A 19,808-nucleotide genomic window follows, 5' to 3' on the forward strand; every position below is an offset into this window, starting at 1 on the left:
TATATTACTCAGAAAACAGGCTGTACATCCTAGATTTTGAAGCATTTCATCATTTCTTTTGAACGTACCAAAAAGGCCCCCATCAAGGGAGCCTTTCGTAACCTGTTTCAATCGCCTTAACGATCCGATAAACAAGATGTTTATGTTATTCTTCTGAACCTGAATCTTCACCTGGAACATCATCTTCCGATTCAGACGCCATGCCTTCTTCCAGATCTAACTCTGTATCAGGGGACGCCCCGGACTCTGTTGCTTCATCGTTATCTTCATCTGGTTCTTCTTCATTTTTATCAATTCGGCTAACCGTAGCCACGGAATCATCCTCACGAATATGAATTAGCTTCACACCCTGTGTATATCGACCCATGGTCGAGATGCCATCCATGCTCATTCGAATCAATGTACCACTGGACGTGATGATCATGAGATCCTCTTCTGTTTTAACCATTTTGAGGCTAACAACAGCACCGTTCTTCTCGGTAACATTAATAGTTTTAATCCCTTTACCACCACGAGTTTGCATCCGATAATCGCTGACTGGTGTACGTTTACCGTAACCTTTGGCTGTAACGATCAGAACATCCAATTCAGCATCTACGACATCCATACCGATAACTGCATCCTGATCATCGAGTGTGATACCTTTAACCCCGGTGGCACTACGTCCCATAGAACGTACGTTACCTTCCGAGAAACGAATGGACATTCCATGAGCTGTACCCATGATAATCTCTTGCTGCCCGTCCGTCAGCTTGACATCAATCAAGCTGTCATCATCACGCAAGGAAATCCCGATGAGACCACCTTTACGAATATTCGTGTAGTCTTCAAGCGGCGTTTTCTTCACTACACCCTGACGTGTTGCAAAGAAAAGATATCTGTCGCTCTCGAATTCCTGTACCGGAATAACTGCGTTAACGGACTCACCCTGTTCAATCTGAATCAAATTGATAATTGGAGTTCCACGTGCTGTTCGTCCAAGCTCCGGGATTTCGTAAGCTTTCAACCGGTATACCTTACCTTTGTCCGTGAAGAACATCAGGTAGTTGTGAGAGTTGGTTACAAAAAGATGCTCAACAAAGTCGGTATCTTTCGTGTCCATTCCTACAACACCGCGACCTCCCCGTTTCTGACTCCGGTAGGTAGATACAGGCAGACGTTTCACGTAACCTGTGTGGGTAATCGTGATGATTACTTCTTCGCGTGGAATCAGATCCTCATCCAGAATACTCTCTTCCCCAACCGTGATCTCAGTACGACGATCGTCACCAAAGCGCTCGCGAATTTCTTGAAGCTCTGTACTGATAATCTCAAGTACAAGATGCTCATTAGCCAAAATTTCGCGATATTCGCGAATTTTAACCATCAATTCGTTGTACTCATTCTCGATACGTTCACGTTCCAGGCCTGTCAGGCGCTGCAAACGCATATCCAGAATCGCTTGAGCCTGATCATGGCTGAGTGAGAAGCGCTCAATCAAACCTTCTCTGGCAGCATCAGTATTGCTCGATGAACGGATCAATGCAATGATCTCATCGATGTGATCCAGTGCAATACGCAAACCTTCCAGAATATGAGCACGAGCTTCCGCTTTTCTCAATTCAAATTGCGTTCGGCGACGAATAACCTCGATCTGGTGCTGAAGGTAGTGATACAACACTTCACGCAGATTCAGAATCTTTGGTTCTTTATTCACGATCGCCAGCATGTTAATACCGAATGTAGACTGCATCGAAGTGTGCTTGTACAAATTGTTCAGTACAACACCAGGATTGACGTCCCTGCGAAGCTCAATCACAACCCGCATACCATTACGGTCAGATTCATCACGCAGATCGGTAATTCCATCGATCTTTTTGTCACGCACCAGTTCAGCAATTTTCTCTACGAGTCTTGCCTTGTTCACCTGATACGGAAGCTCTGTAACGACGATACGAGCTTTGTTGTTGTTCTCTTCGATATTGGTTCTGGCACGCATCGTTACCGATCCGCGTCCTGTCTGGTAAGCCTGGCGAATACCCGAACGTCCCAGAATATAACCAGATGTAGGGAAGTCTGGCCCTTGGATATAATCCATCAGTTCCATGGATGTAATATCTGGATTTCGGATCAACGCCTGTACGCCGTCAATAACTTCACCCAGATTATGAGGAGGAATATTGGTAGCCATACCTACGGCGATCCCGCCAACTCCATTAACAAGCAAGTTAGGAAAACGAGCAGGAAGAACAATTGGCTCATTTTCTTCGCCATCATAGTTCGGTTGGTAATCTACAGTATCTTTATTGATATCTCTGAGCATTTCCATCGCAATTTTGGATAAACGTGCTTCGGTATAACGCATTGCTGCAGCCATGTCACCATCGACTGAACCAAAGTTACCGTGTCCATCCACATGCATGTAACGCAGGGAGAAGTCCTGTGCCATCCGTACCATCGTCTCGTATACAGCTGAGTCACCGTGTGGATGATACTTACCGATAACTTCGCCGACGATTCTGGCTGATTTTTTATGTGGTTTATCAGGTGTCATGCCAAGCTCCGACATTGCATACAGAATGCGCCGGTGAACCGGCTTCAATCCATCACGCACATCCGGCAGGGCACGGCTCACAATGATGCTCATCGCATAATCCATAAACGATTCACGCATCTCGACGCCAATATCCCGATCTTTAATCTGCGAGTTCATTTCTTCCGCCATGCTGGACCTCCTTCTTGTCCTTCAACAAACGTTCCAAATCAATCATTACGAGAAAAATTAATATATGTGAAAAGCCTAACAAGGCTAAAACCGCACAAGAACGCTACTCTTTATTATATTACTTTCACAAAAGTTACACAATTAAACGTCCACTGGGCAATAGCCTTTCTTCCAGGAACTTGAGCATGTCTGGGGATTCGCCCTGCCTTCCTCTGCAATTGCACATACAATGCTAGAAAAGCGGCATATGTACTATCCAATCCAAGGCTAAAGCCGTTCCCACCGGGCACTCAAACTACAATTATAGCGGCTGACAGCACAAATCGCCATATTCCTCTATTATACCACTGAAATCGTCTCTTGTCCTTTGATTTTCTGCATACTGGCCCTCAGACCAACCGATCAAAACAAGAAAGGACTGATTCATATTGGGTATCCAGCGCGTCTCCAGCAAATGGACCAAAACAGCCATTTTGCAACGCAGTCGTCATATCAATGAATTTATCCCGGTGACCCGAAAATATAGCTCGCAAACGCTAGCACGAATGACCGAGTTATTCCCGGCGAATTATATTAAACCCGACCGCGGAACTTACGGTAACGGGGTAATGCGCGTGAAAACAACCCGTACCTTGTTAGGGCCCCCTCTGGCTGAAGATACATCAATCGATGCCAAAAACGATGAGGCGACCGATGAAGCAACGGAAGCGGAGCCAAAAAATACAGAACCTGCTCTTTCGGCCATGACCGAGCTTACAACCTATCATCTTCAACATGGAACAGAAGAACGAATCTTTCATTCTCTGGGTGAACTTGAGGACGCATTGGATGAACGTATTCAGAAACGCGACTATATCATCCAACAAGGCATTCCACTGATGACACATGAGGGATTACCTTTTGACTTGCGTGTATTAACCCAAAAGAACCCGAAACATAGTTGGGAAACAACAGGTATTCTCGGGCGGGTCGCTGCGCCAGGCAAAATTATTACTAATATCCACGGAGGCGGCAGGCTCGCGACGTTCGAAGAACTTGTACTCCCGCATCTCAAAAAGGACGGATACCAAAAGCTTGAACATGAGTTGTATCGCCTCGGTATCCACACTGCTGTCCAACTGCAAAGCTCTTTTCCTAGACTTAAAGAGATCGGAATTGATATTGCACTGGATGATCATGGGCGTCCATGGATTCTAGAGGTGAACACACTTCCTGGCATCTATGCCTTTGGACTGCTTCCCGATAAAGAGGCTTATCGCAAAATCAAACGTTATGCCATTGCCTACGGACGCTTGCCCTCCAAAAAAGGTAAACCGAAAAAGGCAACGTCCAAAACTTCTAAAACGCAGGCTTCCGCCATCAAACGCCGGACTGCCAGATGATTAGGTCACACCAATAGGACAGAGCCTCAAAATATAAAAAAAGGCGCCCTCACAGGCGCCTCTTCGCAACTCATTAAATATCGAGGTTTTTCACATATTTAGCATTTTCCTGAATGAAGTCTCGACGAGGTTCAACATTATCCCCCATCAGCGTATCAAACATGGCATCCGCTAGCATCGCATCGCTGATCGATACTTGCAACATTGTCCGGCTTTCTGGATCCATGGTCGTTTCCCATAGCTGTCCAGCATTCATCTCTCCAAGACCTTTATAGCGCTGGATATTAAACTTGGCGTTCTCACCAAGCGTTGCAATGATCTCATCACGCTCTTTCTCTGAGCCTGCATAACGGATAACTTTGTTACGCTCAATCTTGAACAGTGGTGGTTGTGCAATATATACATAACCGGCCTCAATGATTTTGCGCATATACCGATACAAGAATGTCAGCAACAGCGTCCGGATGTGGGCACCATCGACATCGGCATCGGTCATCAGAATGATTTTGTGATAACGAGCTTTCGCAATATCAAAATCATCGCCGATCCCTGTTCCCATCGCAGTGATGATTGCACGTATCTCAGCATTACCCAAAATACGGTCAAGACGTGCCTTTTCCACGTTCAGGATCTTACCACGAAGCGGCAAAATAGCCTGGAAGTGACGGTCACGACCCTGCTTGGCCGAACCACCGGCAGAGTCTCCTTCGACGATGTACAGTTCACTGATCGATGCATCTTTGGATGAGCAGTCCGCAAGCTTACCTGGCAGGGAACTGACCTCAAGTGCACCTTTACGACGTGTCAGTTCACGAGCTTTACGAGCCGCTTCACGGGCACGAGCTGCCTGCAATCCTTTTTCCAAAATACGACGGGATACGGAAGGATTCTCTTCGAGAAACTCCTGTAGCTTCTCAGCAAACAAAGATTCCACAATACCGCGCACTTCACTGTTCCCCAGCTTTGTTTTCGTCTGTCCTTCAAATTGCGGTTCAGGAATTTTGACCGAAATAATAGCTGTCAGTCCTTCACGCACATCGTCACCAGACAAATTGCCCGTACTATCCTTGATTACACCTGCTTTGCGGGCATAATCGTTAATAATGCGTGTGAGAGCACTTTTGAAACCGGACTCGTGCGTTCCACCTTCATGAGTGTTGATGTTATTGGCAAAGGAATAAATATTCTCGGTGTAATTGTCATTGTATTGCAATGCAACCTCCACCTGAATGTTATCCCGCGAACCTTCAACGTAAATCGGGTTTTCATGCAGCACTTCACGCTTCTGATTCAGGAAGGATACATATTCAATAATCCCGCCTTCGTACATGAAAGAGTTGGTTGCACCTGTACGCTCATCCGTCAACGTTAGGCCAATTCCTTTGTTCAGGAACGCCAGCTCACGTACACGAGTCAGCAGGGTTTCATAATCAAATACCAATGTCTCTGTGAAAATTTCTGGATCGGGATGAAACGTTACAGTTGTTCCTGTCTCATCCGTCGTTCCAATCGTTTTCAGATCATACTGGGGAGCACCACGACGATATTCTTGTTGGTAGACATGACCTTCACGCTTAACGGTCACCACCACTTTTTCGGAAAGTGCGTTAACAACGGATACGCCGACACCATGCAAACCACCGGAAACCTTGTATCCACCGCCACCAAACTTACCACCTGCGTGGAGGACCGTCATAACGACCTCAAGTGCAGGACGTTTCATTTTGGCATGTTCACCGACAGGGATACCCCGCCCATTATCGACGACAGTTATACTGTTGTCTTCGTGAATACTGATCTCGATATGATCGCAGTAACCCGCCAGCGCTTCATCGATACTATTGTCCACTACTTCCCAGACCAGATGATGCAGACCTTTGGCACTGGTGGAACCGATGTACATCCCCGGACGTTTACGTACGGCTTCCAGTCCTTCAAGGACTTGAATTTCATTCGCATCATATGACGGTTGATTCATAGACATGCCTTTCACCTACTTCTATAGATTCAATATCTTGAATATGCGTTAACTTAAGAATATTAGCAGACAAAGAAATTTTCTCGTGGATATCTGCTACAGATCAGGAAAATGGTGAGCTCGCTTCTTGAGCGTGGCGGAGGAAATTGGTGAGTAATATACAATGTTTTTTGTCACCACAATTGATTTTGCTTCCTCTTCGCCGATATGTTCGACCGTTTTTTCCTGTTCGGCATGTGTAACATACTGCTTGGATATTTTTGAGGATTTCTCAATCGATATATCAAAAATAGCGACCAGCTCAGAAGAACGGATGATTTTCTCACCGCCCAGATGAATGTACATAAGCCCTCACTCCTTAGCGTTCCACCTGTCCGGCATGAACGTGATAGATACTCGCGTCTTTAAGCTTGTCAACGTTCAGGCTCTCAATTCCCGTAGCGGTAATAAAAGTCTGTACCTTGCTTTGGAATGTTTCGATCAGCTGGGTCTGACGAAAAGGATCAAGTTCGGATAATACGTCATCCAGTAACAGAACAGGATATTCCCCGATCTCTTCATGAATCAGTTCGATTTCCGCAAGCTTAAGAGACAACGCCGTTGTGCGCTGCTGCCCCTGAGAGCCATACGTTTGTACTTCCCGTTCGTTAATGAAAAAGGACAGGTCATCCCGATGCGGCCCACTCAGCGTTGTGCCTCGGCGAATCTCCTGCTCTTTCATTTGTGATAATTTTATCATAAATTGCTCCATTAAGACAGCTTCATCTTCCTCAGCGGCTTCGCTGAAGGAGGGAAGGTAGGCCAGGCGCAGGACTTCTCCGCCTCCGGTAATCCCCTGATGGATTGTTTCTGCCCACTTTTGCAGTTTCTTTATGAATTGTTTCCTTTTTTTGACGATTTTAACACCATGCTCTGCCAGCTGTTCGTTCCAGATCTCCAGCATCGCCTGAGCCGAATCCCCTTTTCCCCATAACTGCTTGAGCAGATTATTCCGCTGAACCAGCACCTTTTGATACTGCTGCAGGTGATAGAGGTAACCTGGAGCGACCTGACCGATTTCCATGTCAAGGAACCGACGGCGAACCCCCGGTGTGCCTTTGACAATCTCCAGATCCTCAGGGGCAAACATCACCACATTGAGTGATCCGACAAAATCACTTAGTTTACGCTGCTCCAGACCGTTAATTTTCGCCTTTTTACCTTGTTGGGACAAGGATAATTCCAGCTTGACTGCTCCATATTTTTTGTCGACCTCTGCAGTAAGCCTTGAACGGTCTTCGCCAAATCGAATCAATTCCTTATCCCGGGAGGTGCGGTGACTCTTGGTGAGTGCAAGCACAAAAATAGCCTCGGCCAGATTGGTCTTGCCCTGGGCATTTTGTCCAATCAACAGATTGACAGGACCAAACGAATCCAGCTTCAGATGTTCATAATTGCGGAAATGCCGCAACTCTATGCTGTTTACAAACACGCGGTAACCTCCCTTTTATCCCGTCCGTCAGGAGGCAGCAGGATTGCACCTTGGTTTTCTATTCTGCAACGACTTCAAACGTGCCTTCTCCGTCCACCTCAACGATATCCCCAGGGTATAACTTCCGCCCACGGCGTTCCTCAGACTCTTTATTCACACGTACAAGCCCTTCTTGCAGGATCGCCTTCGCCATACCTCCAGTAGGGATGCATTCTGCCAGTTTCAAAAATTGGTCAAGCTTGATGTATTCCGTGCGAATCGATACTTGCTTCATCGTGATCTTCCTTTCGTTAGTTGGTCGTTCGGTAAGGCAGGATAACGTATAGGCTGTGACTGTCATCCAGCGGTTTCAAGATGATTGGGCTCATGACACCGGTAAAAGCAATCATCAGCTGCTCACTTTCCACAACTTTCAGCACATCCAGCATGTATTTGGAGTTAAACGAGATTTTGAGCGGATCACCTGTAAATTCAGCTGGCTCAATCTCTTCTCTTACTTTACCAAGCTCGGAGGAGCTGGAGGATATTTCAATTGTGCCGGAGTCCATCGTTTGCATGCGCACAATGTTTGTTTTTTCCTCACGCGACAGCAAATAAGCCCGATCAATCGATTCACTTAATTTTTTTGTGTCCAAAACAAGTTCTGTTTTGTATGACGTTGGAATAATTCTAGAAGTATCCGGATATGTTCCGTCCAAAATACGGGAGTAGAACAATACGCGGTCAATTTTGAACAACACCTGATTATCTGCAACAACGATATCCACAAGTGTATTCTGATCCGGAACAATTTTGCTCAGCTCGTTTAGCGTTTTACCAGAGATAACAACGTTGTTGAAACGGATACCCTCTGCATTATCCAGCATTGCCGCACGTGTAGCAAGACGGTGGCGGTCCGTTGCCACAAATTTCAACTCGTTATCACCCAGACTCCACAGTACACCCGTCAGAATGGGGGTCGTTTCATGAGTGGAGATGGAGAATACAGTCTGTTTAATCATATTTTTCAGTAAATCTCCGGGAATGGAGACCGTTTGATTTTCTTCAATGCTCGGCAGTACCGGGAACTCTTCCGGATCCAAACCAACCAGTTGAATTTCCGTTGCACCTGCGGAGATGAAGGTGTTGAAGTTTTCTTTGACCTCCATATGCACTTCCTGCGAAGGCAGTTTCTTGATAATTTCTACGAAAAACTTGGCTGGCAGTACAACGCTGCCTGGTTGCTCGATCTGCACAACACTTTTATCTCCATCTTCAAGCGGGATGAAAGACTGGATTGAAATATCTGTGTCACTTGCTGTCAAAGTTACCCCTTGGTGATTCACGTCGAATTTAATACCGCTCAGAATAGGAATCGTCGTACGACTGGAGATTGCTTTGGATACCTGTTGAATAGATTCGTTTAGATAGCTTTTCATTATGCTGATTTTCATGATTTCACTCCTAGCGGATTTTTTGATGTTGTTGGGTTGTGACTTGGTCTTAAAAAGGTGTTTATTGAAAGGCCTTAGGCCATGCTTTGTAACGGCTTTTTGGAGAAGATATCTTTAGATCTTTATAGTAATAATAGTAATAGGGGCACTGAATATGTGGATAAGTAGGGTAAAACCCATAAAATTAAGCCTATCCACATGTGTACACGTTGTGCATAGGCTTGGGACTTGTTCAGGTTGGATTCTTAATTTTTTCGGTTAAGCTGTTGATAACTTTATAGAGATCTTGATCGTTTTTAATTGCTTGAGAGATCTTTTCATGAGCATGAATGACCGTGGTATGATCTCGTCCTCCAAAAGCATCCCCGATTTTGGGCAGAGAAAAGTCTGTCAGTTCACGAGAGAGATACATAGCAATCTGTCTTGGAAAAGCAACCGCTTTTGTCCGTTTCCGTGCTTTGAAATCTTCAAGCTTCAAGCTGTAGTACTCGCCGACCTTTTGTTGGATGTCTTGAATGGTGATCATTTTGGGACGGCTGGAAGGAATGATATCCTTTAGTGCTTCAGCGGCCAAATGAGAGCTTACGTCCTGGTTAGTTAAGGAAGAATAGGCCACAACACGGATCAGGGCCCCTTCAAGTTCTCGAATGTTTGTATCGATCTGGTTGGCAATATACATCATTGCTTCGTTTGGAATATCCAGATTCTCCGCACGTGCTTTTTTACGCAAAATTGCAATCCGCGTCTCCAAATCCGGAGGCTGAATATCCGTAATTAATCCCCATTCAAACCGGGAGCGCAATCGCTCCTCCAGCGTTGGAATCTCCTTCGGTGGTCTGTCGCTGGAGATGATGATTTGCTTCCGTTCCTCATGCAGCGCATTAAACGTATGGAAAAATTCCTCTTGTGTTGATTCTTTTCCAGCCAAAAACTGAATATCATCAATCAGCAGAATATCTACGCTCCGGTACTTGTTGCGAAAACTTTCCCCGCGATTATCACGGATCGAGTTGATGAATTCATTCGTGAATTTTTCAGATGACAAATAAACAACCTTGCTGCTTGGATTATGCTCCAAAATGTAATGTCCGATCGCATGCATCAAGTGGGTTTTGCCAAGTCCTACGCCTCCATATAGAAAAAGAGGATTGTAGGCTTTAGCGGGCGCTTCAGCGACCGCCAGCGATGCGGCGTGGGCAAAACGGTTGCCCGGTCCAATGACAAAGGTATCGAATGTATATTTTGGATTCAGCATGCTGAGCACTGCTTCTTCCTTAACGACTGTCGGTGTTGGCGCGGGCATCTGCGGGTCTGGCTCTACAGGTTTGTTCTCCTCGATGACAAATTTCACATCGACCTGTTTACCCAGCAGCTCATAGACCGTCGAACCGACCAGTTTGGTGTAACGGCTCTCCAGCCATTCCACGGCAAACGTGGTTGGGGCGGAGATGACAATAGCCTGATCGTTTAGCTTGGTTGCCTTGGTTGCTTTAAACCAGGTGTCGAAGCTGGGTTTGCTAAGTTTGTTTTGTATGATTGATAAGATTTGCTGCCATAAATCAGAAGTATGGCTGTCCACAGACTGTCACTCCTTTTACATGTTCCAAGTGTGGCTTAAGCCATGATGCAGTGTCGAAATACGAGATATATTGTTGAATTTATCCCCAAACCCCCGCGTGTCTAAAACAAAAAAAGAAGGAACAACGGAAAATTGTTCACAACTTTATCCACAGGCTGTTGATAATATTATGGGTCAGATCACATATTCACATCCAAAAGTAATACAATCATAGCAAAAGAAGCCCCGCATTTCAACGTATGGCGAGATTTTATCCACAAATTCAATAACTTGTGTATAATTTTTAGTCACAACACAATATATTGTTTATAAATTGTTTAATTTTCGACAGCATGACCTAAAGTGCAGAAAAATTTTATACACAGGATATCCGTCGAAAGATGCTAATTTGTGTGCAAAAGTGACCCTGGAATGTGAATAACCTTGTTGTGGATAAACTGAAAGTGAATCGAAGTGAGTAGTTGTGAAAATGAGCAGATGGGTATGATGGCTCTTCACCCCCATGAGGTGTTATAGAGTAGAAGTGTAATGGATATGTATCTTTTGAGAGTGATGGCAAGTTGGATGTTGCCAGTATTTTGAGGATCGATAGAAAAGTTGAAGCATTTAGAGAGGTGTATTTCGATGTAGATGTATCTGTGCGTATTGAAGTGGGATACAAACGACAGCAAAAAGAGGAAGGCCCCGCAGCCGTTTTGTGGCTGCGGGGCCTTCCTCTACTTATAGATGAAGCATAGACATTTTGCGTTGAAATTCAGCAATGTCCGCGTACTCCTCTTCCAGTTTGCGCGAAATACGAATATAGATCGGTAGCAGCTCTTGATAGAGGGAGGCGTGTTCCTTGACAGGGGTATGCCGATGAGTTGTGCCTACCATAGAAGAAACAGCGTCAAGGGATTTGATCCGCCCTGTAGCATACAGTCCGAGAACAACGGCGCCGAGACAAGAACTTTCGAAGCTCTCGGGCACCACCACTTCCTGATTGAAGATGTCTGACATCATCTGCCGCCATAACGGAGAGCGTGCAAATCCGCCCGTAGCCTGAATGGAGGTCGGTTGCCCGATCTGTTCTTCCATGGCAAGCAGGACGGTGTAGAGGTTGAAAATAACCCCTTCAAGCACCGCACGAATCATGTGCTCTTTCTTATGGTGGAGGGTCAGGCCAAAAAAGGAACCGCGGGCGTCTGGATTCCAAAGTGGAGCACGTTCGCCCGAAAGGTACGGGTGGAACAATAGTCCTTCGGAACCGGCTGGGACACGTTCTGCAATTTTGGTCAATACATCGTAGGAGTTGATGCCGAGACGCTTCGCCGTCTCGACTTCGGACGCGGCAAACTCATCCCGCACCCAGCGAAAGAGCATACCACCGTTATTCACAGGCCCGCCAACGACCCATAGTTTTTCAGTCAGAGCATAACAAAATGTACGGCCTTTTGGATCGGTTACAGGGCGATCAACGACGGTACGAATGGCCCCGCTCGTGCCGATGGTTGCGGCGACAACGCCTGGTTTGATGGCGTTAACGCCAAGGTTGGACAGCACCCCGTCACTTGCACCAATTACAAAGGGCGTAGAGGGAGAGAGAGCCATTTTTTCGGCCCATTCAGGATGCATTCCCTCTATTGTATAAGTCGTCGGTACAAGCTTCGATAGATGATTTGGTGTGATCCCAGCGATGTCCAATGCTTTCTGATCCCAGTCCAGTTGTTCGAGATTAAGCAGACCCGTAGAGGAAGCGATGGAATGATCGATGATATATTGTCCAAATAGACGGAAGAAAAGGTACTCTTTAATCGAAATAAACTTGGCTGTACGTTCGAACAGTTCTGGCTCGTCATGACGCAGCCACATCAATTTGGTCAGAGGGGACATCGGATGAATAGGGGTGCCTGTACGCAGATAAATACGATGACCTACTCCGTTTTCTTGCAGCTTGGATGACCAAGTTGCACTTCGATTGTCAGCCCAAGTGATGCAGCGGGTCAGTGGATGATCATGCTGATCCATAGCGATGACACTATGCATGGCTGAACTGCAGGATACGAAGAGAATCTGGCTTGCAGAAACTCCGCTCTGGCTCATTACTCCGTGTACAGAGCGAATGGCTGCTTGTACAATCTCTTCGGGATCTTGTTCCGCAACATCTGGAGCGGGTGTATAGAGCGGATATTCCTGAGTGGAGGTCGTGATCACCTCGCCTTGCTCTGTGAATAAGACGGATTTGGTGCTCGTCGTGCCGATATCGATTCCAATCATATAGTTGGTCATTACATCGATCCTTCTTTCTTTAAAGAGCTGTGTAAATATACAGAATTCTCATTCTTTGAAAAATACGATTAGCTTACATTCACACCACAGTACTTAGCAGCAAAATAAAGATCAAGCCAACCACTGAAAGTAGTGTTTCCATAACAGTCCACGTCTTGAGTGTCTGAGAGACACTCATATTGAAGAATTCCTTGATCATCCAGAAGCCGGCATCATTCACATGGGACAATACAAGGGAGCCTGCACCCGTAGCAAGTACAACCAGCTCAATGTTAGCTCCTGGGGTAAGAGCGAGCACTGGAGCAACAATACCAGCTGCTGTGGTCATGGCAACCGTAGCTGAACCGGTTGCGACACGAATCAGTGCAGCCACAAGCCAGGCAAACAGAATCACGTTAATATGTGCGTTCGTGGCAAATTCGGCAATGGCATTACCAACGCCACTATTAATCAGCACCTGTTTGAAGGCTCCGCCACCACCAATGATGAGAATTATCGTAGCTGTAGGTGCCAAACATTCACTGGTGAAACGAGAAATATCATGTTTGGTGAATCCGCGGGCAAAGCCGAGTGAAAAGAGGGCAAAGACAACAGAGATTAAGAGCGCAATAATTTCATTACCGATAAACTCACTTAAGACGGTCAATCCACTCGTTGCATCGGGATCAACGATGCTGGCAATAGAACCGATCAGCATCAGAATGACCGGCAGAAGAATGGTAAACAGCGTAATGCCAAATCCGGGCAGGTTGCTGTTGTTCTTAGCCGAGAACTGTTCAGCAAGTTCAGCTGGCGGTTCCGTATGAATTCTTTTGCCGATAAATTTACCGAATACAGGCCCAGCGATAATTGCCGTAGGGATACCTACCAAAAGAGAGTATAGAATCGTTTTCCCCAGATCCGCATTGAAGGCTTCGATGGCAATCATCGGTGCCGGATGTGGCGGAACAAGTCCATGAACAGTCGATAGACCGGCCAAAATGGGGATCCCGATCTGAAGCAGGGACATATTGGTTTTGCGGGCTACTGTAAAGATGATTGGAATCATTAGAATGACACCCACTTCGAAGAAAACGGGGATACCCACTATGAAACCAACAATCATCATGGCCCAGTGCACACGTTTCACACCGAATTGGTCAACAAGAGTAGTTGCAATCTGCTCGGCGCCGCCGGATTCGGCCATCATTTTTCCAAGCATGGTGCCTAGTCCGATGACAATAGCAATCGTGCCTAAAGTACCGCCAAGTCCACCGGTGATGGAGGAAATCACGTCAGCAGGTTTCATCCCTGCAAGCAAACCAAGCATCAATGCAGATAATAAAAGGGTGATAAACGGGTTCCATTTATATTTGGAGATCAATAAAATCAGGAAGATGATGGCGATCAACGTCCAGACCAGCAATGTAGCATTATGGGATAATCCGAAAATCGTGCTCATGATATAATTACTCCTTTGTCTTGGTGATAAACGCTTACAACGAACTTTAGCGATAAGAGAAATCGTTGTGGTGATGACGTTGACTGCATGAAATAGAGCAAACTAGCCTTAATATGCCCTAAAAAATGAACAAAATCGCATTTGGTATACTTGTCGACAAGTTAAGTTACAATCCCCCACGTTATTCACGCCGATGGATTGCGAACTTTACCGTTATAAAACTATAAGACAAATAACGGACTGAATTTCGTTCTAATGGAAACTAAGCCACTGAAAGTGGCATGCTGTAATAATCAGAGTTCAAAATTCAAAGCTTTCATGTAACGTTTGGCCTGAGTCTTTAAAATACGTGCGCACTCCAGTCTGGATCAGAAGTTTGTCGCCTGATTCCAGAGCTGCCGCAAGGGAACGATGTTTTTCAATTACAGCGCTTACTTTGGATTCGCCTTGAGCAAACACTCTGTGAGTGGTGAGAAGCATAACCGTCATGACAACATACCTGATGCTCTTCCACAAGTGTGCGATGCGGGAATGCCCAGCTGCCTCGACAATAGTTTCGTGAAACGTGAGATCCTGATAAGCAAATTCGACAGCATCATGGTGTTTACCCGCGAGCTGCATTTTGTCGATAATATTACCGAGTTGGGTGATTAGTGCTGGAGGCACATCTGCAGCCAGTCGCTGTTGTACAAAGCTCTCAATGAGAAAACGTACATCATACAGTTCTTCGACATCCTTCATATTTAGACCCAGGATCACAACGCCCATCCGTTCAAGCCGAATCAGTCCTTCATTTGACAACGTTCTCAGAGCTTCACGAACTGGCGAGCGACTGCTGTCAAAATCAGCAGCAATTCGATTTTCTGACAAAATTTCTCCAGGCCGAAGGGTTCCGTTGATGATTCTCAGCCTTAATTCACAAGCAATGGCCTCACCTCGAGATGCTCCTTGAAGCCAGGAAGATGGAAACTGCATATGGCTAACGCTCCTAAATTAAGTAATCGGTACATTAAACGATCATAACATAATGTTTTGCAGCCCAGCATTCATTGCTAATATCGAAAAGACAAATTGGTGAACCAACACGTCAGAAGCTTTGTTAAGCAGAGCTTAAGTTTCCCCTCCATTAATTGTCGACTGATTAGTAAGAGGGTTTAAAAAAACTATAAGTATACTTGTATACAAGATATTTTCATCCTACACCTTTCTCAAAAGCTTGTAAACCTTCACAGTGAAGCGGATACATTCATTTACCTTTGTCGCAGTGTAACCTAATATTCTTTATCCACATGTGAATAACTTCAAACATGAACTTATAGATTTTACGCGCAGCTCAATAAGGGTGTGGATAAAGGGAGATGTTGAGAAATCAGGATTTTTGGAAGGTTGGGGATAACTTTTTGGGGTTATATTGTGGCTGTGTGCTGAGGAAAAAAGATTAGGTGAGCTTGGTAGAGTTCTTGAACACTGGAAAGCATATGAAAAAGAGGGAGAGTGGCGGAGCTTTGCAGTTGACTTTTCCAATTGAACATGATTAAATATATAAAGGTGTTTTCTTTATTAAGATGAAAATGATTCATCACATAAGTATTTCCTTGTAAGGAGGTGCAGTACATTGAGACCTACATTCAAACCGAACGTTAGCAAGCGTAAAAAAGTTCATGGTTTCCGTAAAAGAATGAGCACAAGCAACGGCCGTAAAGTTTTGGCAGCACGTCGCCTGAAAGGCCGTAAGAAACTGAGTGCTTAATGCATCTGAAGACCACCGAGGTGGTCTTTTTTTTCTTAAAGGAGTTCATTCCGGCTGGTTTACATGGTAATTCATCACGTTATGTGCTGTGAAGAAGCCGATCAGCCAGCTGATCATAAATATGGATTAAGGTTTCTTTTTTTCGGAAACCTACCTTATATACAAGTTGTCACCAAGACGGTTTACCGTCGATTAAGAAAGCCTATACTAAATCAGTAATGAGGCCTCCGTCAATATATTGATGAAGGACAGCAAGGAGAAGCGCCGTGTATAAAAGACTGCGTCTGCGAAACCGGGCGGACTTTGGCCGCGTATATCGGTTTGGAAAATCGTTCGCCAATCATCAATTTGTGGTGTATGGTTGCCGCCGTAAGGATACGGAACAATTCCGTGTGGGCATATCATGCAGCAAGAAAATCGGAAACGCTGTCGTGCGTAACCGGATGAGACGCATGATTAAGGAAATTGTACGTCATCATGAGCAAGAGATTGTTACGCAGATGGATTTAATTTTCATCGTCCGCAAAGGTGCGTTGGACATGTCCTATAAGGAGATGGAGAAAAGTCTGCTGCATGTGCTGCGTAAGGCCTCCCTGTTGAAGTCGTGCAAGCGGTAAGCTTCGGTTTATTTGTCCTCCTAATTATGGTATGATTTACGGTGGAATGGAATGGTTAAGAGAGGGGTTATGAAGTGTCGCGATTGAAGACATCAAAGGGGAAGTGGATTCTCCTCATTGCAGTTATTGCAATGGTCGCTGTATTAGCTGGATGTACTCCGCAAGGAGCAGGGGTTACTACAGAAGATCTGAAGAACAGTGATTCATTCTGGCAAAGTAATGTAGTTTACTGGTTCTCTTATGCACTCGATACGTTCGCAAAATGGTTCAGCGGCGAATATGGACTAGCTGTCCTAGTCATGGTGCTTATTGTGCGGACATTGATTTTACCATTGACGATGAAACAGGTCCGCAGCTCCAAAGCGATGCAGGCGATTCAGCCACAGCTGAAGGAGATTCAAGCCAAGTATAAAGATACACCTGAGAAAGTTCAGCAAGAAACGATGAAGTTGTTTCAGGAGAACAAGGTTAATCCGATGGCCGGTTGTCTGCCTCTTATTATTCAGATGCCGATATACATCGCACTTTATAACTCCATTTACGGAAACTCCAGTCTGAGAACCCATGATTTCTTGTGGCTCCAGCTTGGAACGCCGGATCACCTGTTTATTTTGCCAGTGCTGGCTGCTATCACAACATTCATCCAAACGTGGATGATGATGCGGATGAATCCTGCACAGCAGATTGGCCCAATGCAGTTCATGCTATGGGTGTATCCGATTTTGATCTTCGTTATGTCGTATCAATTCCCGTCAGCGTTGCCGCTGTACTGGTTCTACAGTAATATCTACACGATCGTGCAAAACTATTTCCTTTACCGGAATAATGATAAAATTGTGGCCGAGGTCAACGTGAAGCAGAGCAGCTCTTCCAAAAGTGGAGCTAAACGCAAAAACGGTGGCAAGGCAACCGTCTCTGGGAAAGGGTCGAAAGGGGCCAAAAAATCGAAATGACCAAAGTCATTACGTCAGGAAAAACCGTTGAAGATGCTGTAAACCAAGGATTGGCTGAGCTTGGCGTGAGCCGGGACAAGGTCGAGATACAAGTGTTAGAGCAGCCGTCAAAAGGATTCCTGGGTTTGTTCGGGGTGAAGGCTGCTAAAGTTGAAGTAAAACTGTTGCCTGTACCTGAAACTGTATCAGAGTCGATCAAACCAGCCACATCTGAACCTGAGATTGAACCATTATTTGAGGGTGAAGGTGCAGCAGTCCATAATCCCTATGAAGAAGCGGCTGCGTTCTTAAAAGAAGTTGCGGCAGGTATGGGACTAGATGTAGAAGTGCATATCAAAAAACAGCGGGATGGCCATATCTTCAATATTTCCGGGGAAGACCTCGGTATGATTATTGGCAGACGTGGACAGACGCTGGATGCTCTTCAATATCTGACGAATATTGTAGCTAACCGATATTCGGAAAGCTTTGTGCGTATCGTGCTCGACGCGGAGAACTTCCGTCAGCGTAGGCGGAAAACGCTGGAGGATCTGGCAGAGCGTTTGGCTGGACAAGCCATCCGTACAGGCAAGGAAGTTGTACTGGAACCTATGCCTCCACTCGAACGCAAAGTGATTCATGCCAAACTGCAAAATCACCCGCAGATTAAGACTTTAAGTAAAGGCGAGGAGCCTAATCGGCGTGTGGTTATTACGTTGAAATAACACGCAATTGAAGATGCAATGGCTTCCTGCCCGGTGCAGAAGCCATTGCTTTTTTCGTACAAATAGACTTGAATATGTGTTGGCATTCTCCGGAATGGATTAGATGACAACTTCATTATATAGAAGTAAGGAGAGATCACGATGATTAGCGATACGATTACAGCCATATCCACAGCGGTCGGTGAAGCTGGCATTGCGGTGATTCGCGTCAGTGGACCGGATGCGGTGACAGAGACAGAAAAGATTTTCCGCAGCAAAACACCTTTGACTCAGGCACCATCCCATACGGTTCATTATGGCCATATTATAGATCCAGGCAGTGGGGAAAATGTAGAAGAGGTACTGGTAACCGTAATGCGTGCGCCTCGTTCATTTACTACAGAGGATGTTGTAGAGATTAGTGCCCATGGTGGTGTCGTATCTGTTAAACGGGTGATGGACCTGCTGTTGCAACTTGATATACGTTTGGCTGAACCGGGTGAATTTACGAAACGGGCATTCCTTAATGGGCGGATAGACTTGTCCCAGGCGGAAGGGGTCATGGATCTTATTCGTTCGAAATCGGATCGTGCATTCTCGGTAGCGCTGAAGCAAGTAGAAGGTAAACTGTCCTCCAAGCTGCGTGATTTGCGATATACGTTAGTAGAGACACTGGCTCATATTGAAGTGAATATCGATTACCCTGAGCATGATGTAGAATCATTAACGTCTGAGTTTATCAAAGAAAAGTCCAGTGAAGTCATGGGTGAAATTGATAAATTGCTGATTACAGCCGAACAAGGCAAAATATTGCGTGAAGGCATCACGACAGCTATTGTCGGAAGGCCTAATGTGGGTAAATCTTCATTAATGAATACACTCGCACAAGATAACCGGGCGATCGTTACTGATATTCCGGGAACGACACGGGATGTCATTGAAGAATTCATCACAATAAACAATATTCCTCTGAAACTACTCGATACAGCAGGGATTCGGGAAACGATGGACGTCGTTGAGAAGATCGGGGTGGAGCGTTCCCGTTCTGCTGTCAATGATGCGGATCTGATTCTGATGGTTGTGAATGCTGCCGAGCCGCTTCATCCAGATGAGATTGAATTGCTGGAACAAATCCGCGGTAGACAATCAATAATCATTATGAATAAAATGGACTTAACGCCACAGATTGAACGTGACGTGCTGCTCCGTTATATTCCCGAGGAGCGACTTGTTCCAATGTCGGTGAAGGACGAGTTGGGTGTTGATCGATTAGAAGATGCTATCTCGACACTGTTCTTCAGTGGAAAGCTGGAGTCTGCAGACTTGACGTATGTAAGCAATGTCCGTCATATTGCATTGTTGAAGAAGGCGAAACAATCCTTGGTTGATGCGTATGAGGCTGCGGATCAGTTTGTTCCGATTGATATGATCCAGATTGATGTCCGTTTGGCATGGGAGCAGCTGGGAGAGATCGTGGGAGATACGGCACATGACGCATTAATTGATCAGATATTCTCCCAGTTCTGTCTAGGAAAGTAAATTATACTCC

Annotated in this window: 16 protein-coding genes; 6 read left to right on the plus strand and 10 right to left on the minus strand. The window is 45.5% G+C overall.

Annotation, left to right across the window (positions count from 1 at the left end):
- Positions 1-145: 145 nt before the first annotated feature.
- Positions 146-2,704 (minus strand): DNA gyrase subunit A, encoded by a 2,559-nt coding sequence (gene gyrA, locus ACR8BL_RS16600; RefSeq protein ID WP_434748634.1) that lies wholly within the window; start codon positions 2,702-2,704, stop codon positions 146-148.
- A 428-nt stretch (positions 2,705-3,132) separates the two neighbouring features.
- Here gyrA and ACR8BL_RS16605 point away from each other — a divergent pair, with 428 nt between their 5' ends.
- Positions 3,133-4,086 (plus strand): YheC/YheD family protein, encoded by a 954-nt coding sequence (locus ACR8BL_RS16605; protein WP_434748635.1) that lies wholly within the window; start codon positions 3,133-3,135, stop codon positions 4,084-4,086.
- 73 nt (positions 4,087-4,159) lie between these two features.
- Here ACR8BL_RS16605 and gyrB read toward each other — a convergent pair whose 3' ends face one another.
- The 9 genes from gyrB to ACR8BL_RS16650 all read right to left on the minus strand — a co-directional run bounded on the left by gyrB (position 4,160) and on the right by ACR8BL_RS16650 (position 15,231).
- On the minus strand, positions 4,160-6,070 hold the full coding sequence (gyrB, locus tag ACR8BL_RS16610) for a DNA topoisomerase (ATP-hydrolyzing) subunit B (protein WP_434748636.1): 1,911 nt from the start codon (positions 6,068-6,070) through the stop codon (positions 4,160-4,162).
- A gap of 90 nt (positions 6,071-6,160) precedes the next feature.
- On the minus strand, positions 6,161-6,409 hold the full coding sequence (gene remB / locus ACR8BL_RS16615; RefSeq protein ID WP_090923610.1) for an extracellular matrix regulator RemB: 249 nt from the start codon (positions 6,407-6,409) through the stop codon (positions 6,161-6,163).
- Between the two features lie 13 nt (positions 6,410-6,422).
- On the minus strand, positions 6,423-7,535 hold the full coding sequence (gene recF, locus ACR8BL_RS16620) for a DNA replication/repair protein RecF (RefSeq protein ID WP_434748637.1): 1,113 nt from the start codon (positions 7,533-7,535) through the stop codon (positions 6,423-6,425).
- A gap of 58 nt (positions 7,536-7,593) precedes the next feature.
- The gene (yaaA, locus tag ACR8BL_RS16625) at positions 7,594-7,809 is read right to left on the minus strand and encodes a S4 domain-containing protein YaaA (protein WP_434748638.1); all 216 of its coding nucleotides are present in this window, start codon (positions 7,807-7,809) and stop codon (positions 7,594-7,596) included.
- A gap of 16 nt (positions 7,810-7,825) precedes the next feature.
- Entirely contained in the window at positions 7,826-8,968 is a 1,143-nt protein-coding gene (gene dnaN, locus ACR8BL_RS16630; protein ID WP_434748639.1) for a DNA polymerase III subunit beta, read from the minus strand.
- Between the two features lie 232 nt (positions 8,969-9,200).
- Positions 9,201-10,547 (minus strand): chromosomal replication initiator protein DnaA, encoded by a 1,347-nt coding sequence (gene dnaA / locus ACR8BL_RS16635; protein ID WP_434748640.1) that lies wholly within the window; start codon positions 10,545-10,547, stop codon positions 9,201-9,203.
- 720 nt (positions 10,548-11,267) lie between these two features.
- On the minus strand, positions 11,268-12,815 hold the full coding sequence (gene gntK, locus ACR8BL_RS16640) for a gluconokinase (protein WP_434748641.1): 1,548 nt from the start codon (positions 12,813-12,815) through the stop codon (positions 11,268-11,270).
- A 79-nt stretch (positions 12,816-12,894) separates the two neighbouring features.
- Complete coding sequence (locus ACR8BL_RS16645) at positions 12,895-14,256, minus strand: gluconate:H+ symporter (protein WP_434748642.1); 1,362 nt, start codon at positions 14,254-14,256, stop codon at positions 12,895-12,897.
- Positions 14,257-14,556: 300 nt separating this feature from the next.
- Positions 14,557-15,231, minus strand: a complete 675-nt coding sequence (locus ACR8BL_RS16650) for a GntR family transcriptional regulator (protein WP_434748643.1) — start codon at positions 15,229-15,231, stop codon at positions 14,557-14,559.
- A 640-nt stretch (positions 15,232-15,871) separates the two neighbouring features.
- Between ACR8BL_RS16650 and rpmH the strand changes: the two genes are divergently transcribed.
- The 5 genes from rpmH to mnmE all read left to right on the plus strand — a co-directional run bounded on the left by rpmH (position 15,872) and on the right by mnmE (position 19,798).
- On the plus strand, positions 15,872-16,006 hold the full coding sequence (gene rpmH, locus ACR8BL_RS16655; RefSeq protein ID WP_434748644.1) for a 50S ribosomal protein L34: 135 nt from the start codon (positions 15,872-15,874) through the stop codon (positions 16,004-16,006).
- Positions 16,007-16,272: 266 nt separating this feature from the next.
- Complete coding sequence (gene rnpA, locus ACR8BL_RS16660; RefSeq protein ID WP_434748645.1) at positions 16,273-16,623, plus strand: ribonuclease P protein component; 351 nt, start codon at positions 16,273-16,275, stop codon at positions 16,621-16,623.
- Between the two features lie 74 nt (positions 16,624-16,697).
- Positions 16,698-17,576: a YidC/Oxa1 family membrane protein insertase gene (locus ACR8BL_RS16665; protein ID WP_434748646.1), complete on the plus strand. Its 879-nt coding sequence runs from the start codon at positions 16,698-16,700 to the stop codon at positions 17,574-17,576.
- A complete protein-coding gene (gene jag, locus ACR8BL_RS16670) occupies positions 17,573-18,280 on the plus strand; it encodes an RNA-binding cell elongation regulator Jag/EloR (RefSeq protein ID WP_434748647.1) in 708 nt (235 codons plus the stop codon). The genes ACR8BL_RS16665 and jag overlap by 4 nt, the downstream gene beginning before the upstream one ends.
- A gap of 141 nt (positions 18,281-18,421) precedes the next feature.
- On the plus strand, positions 18,422-19,798 hold the full coding sequence (gene mnmE, locus ACR8BL_RS16675; protein ID WP_434748648.1) for a tRNA uridine-5-carboxymethylaminomethyl(34) synthesis GTPase MnmE: 1,377 nt from the start codon (positions 18,422-18,424) through the stop codon (positions 19,796-19,798).
- Positions 19,799-19,808: the final 10 nt, after the last annotated feature.

This window comes from Paenibacillus amylolyticus, assembly GCF_051136285.1.
Lineage (GTDB): Bacteria > Bacillota > Bacilli > Paenibacillales > Paenibacillaceae > Paenibacillus > Paenibacillus amylolyticus_F.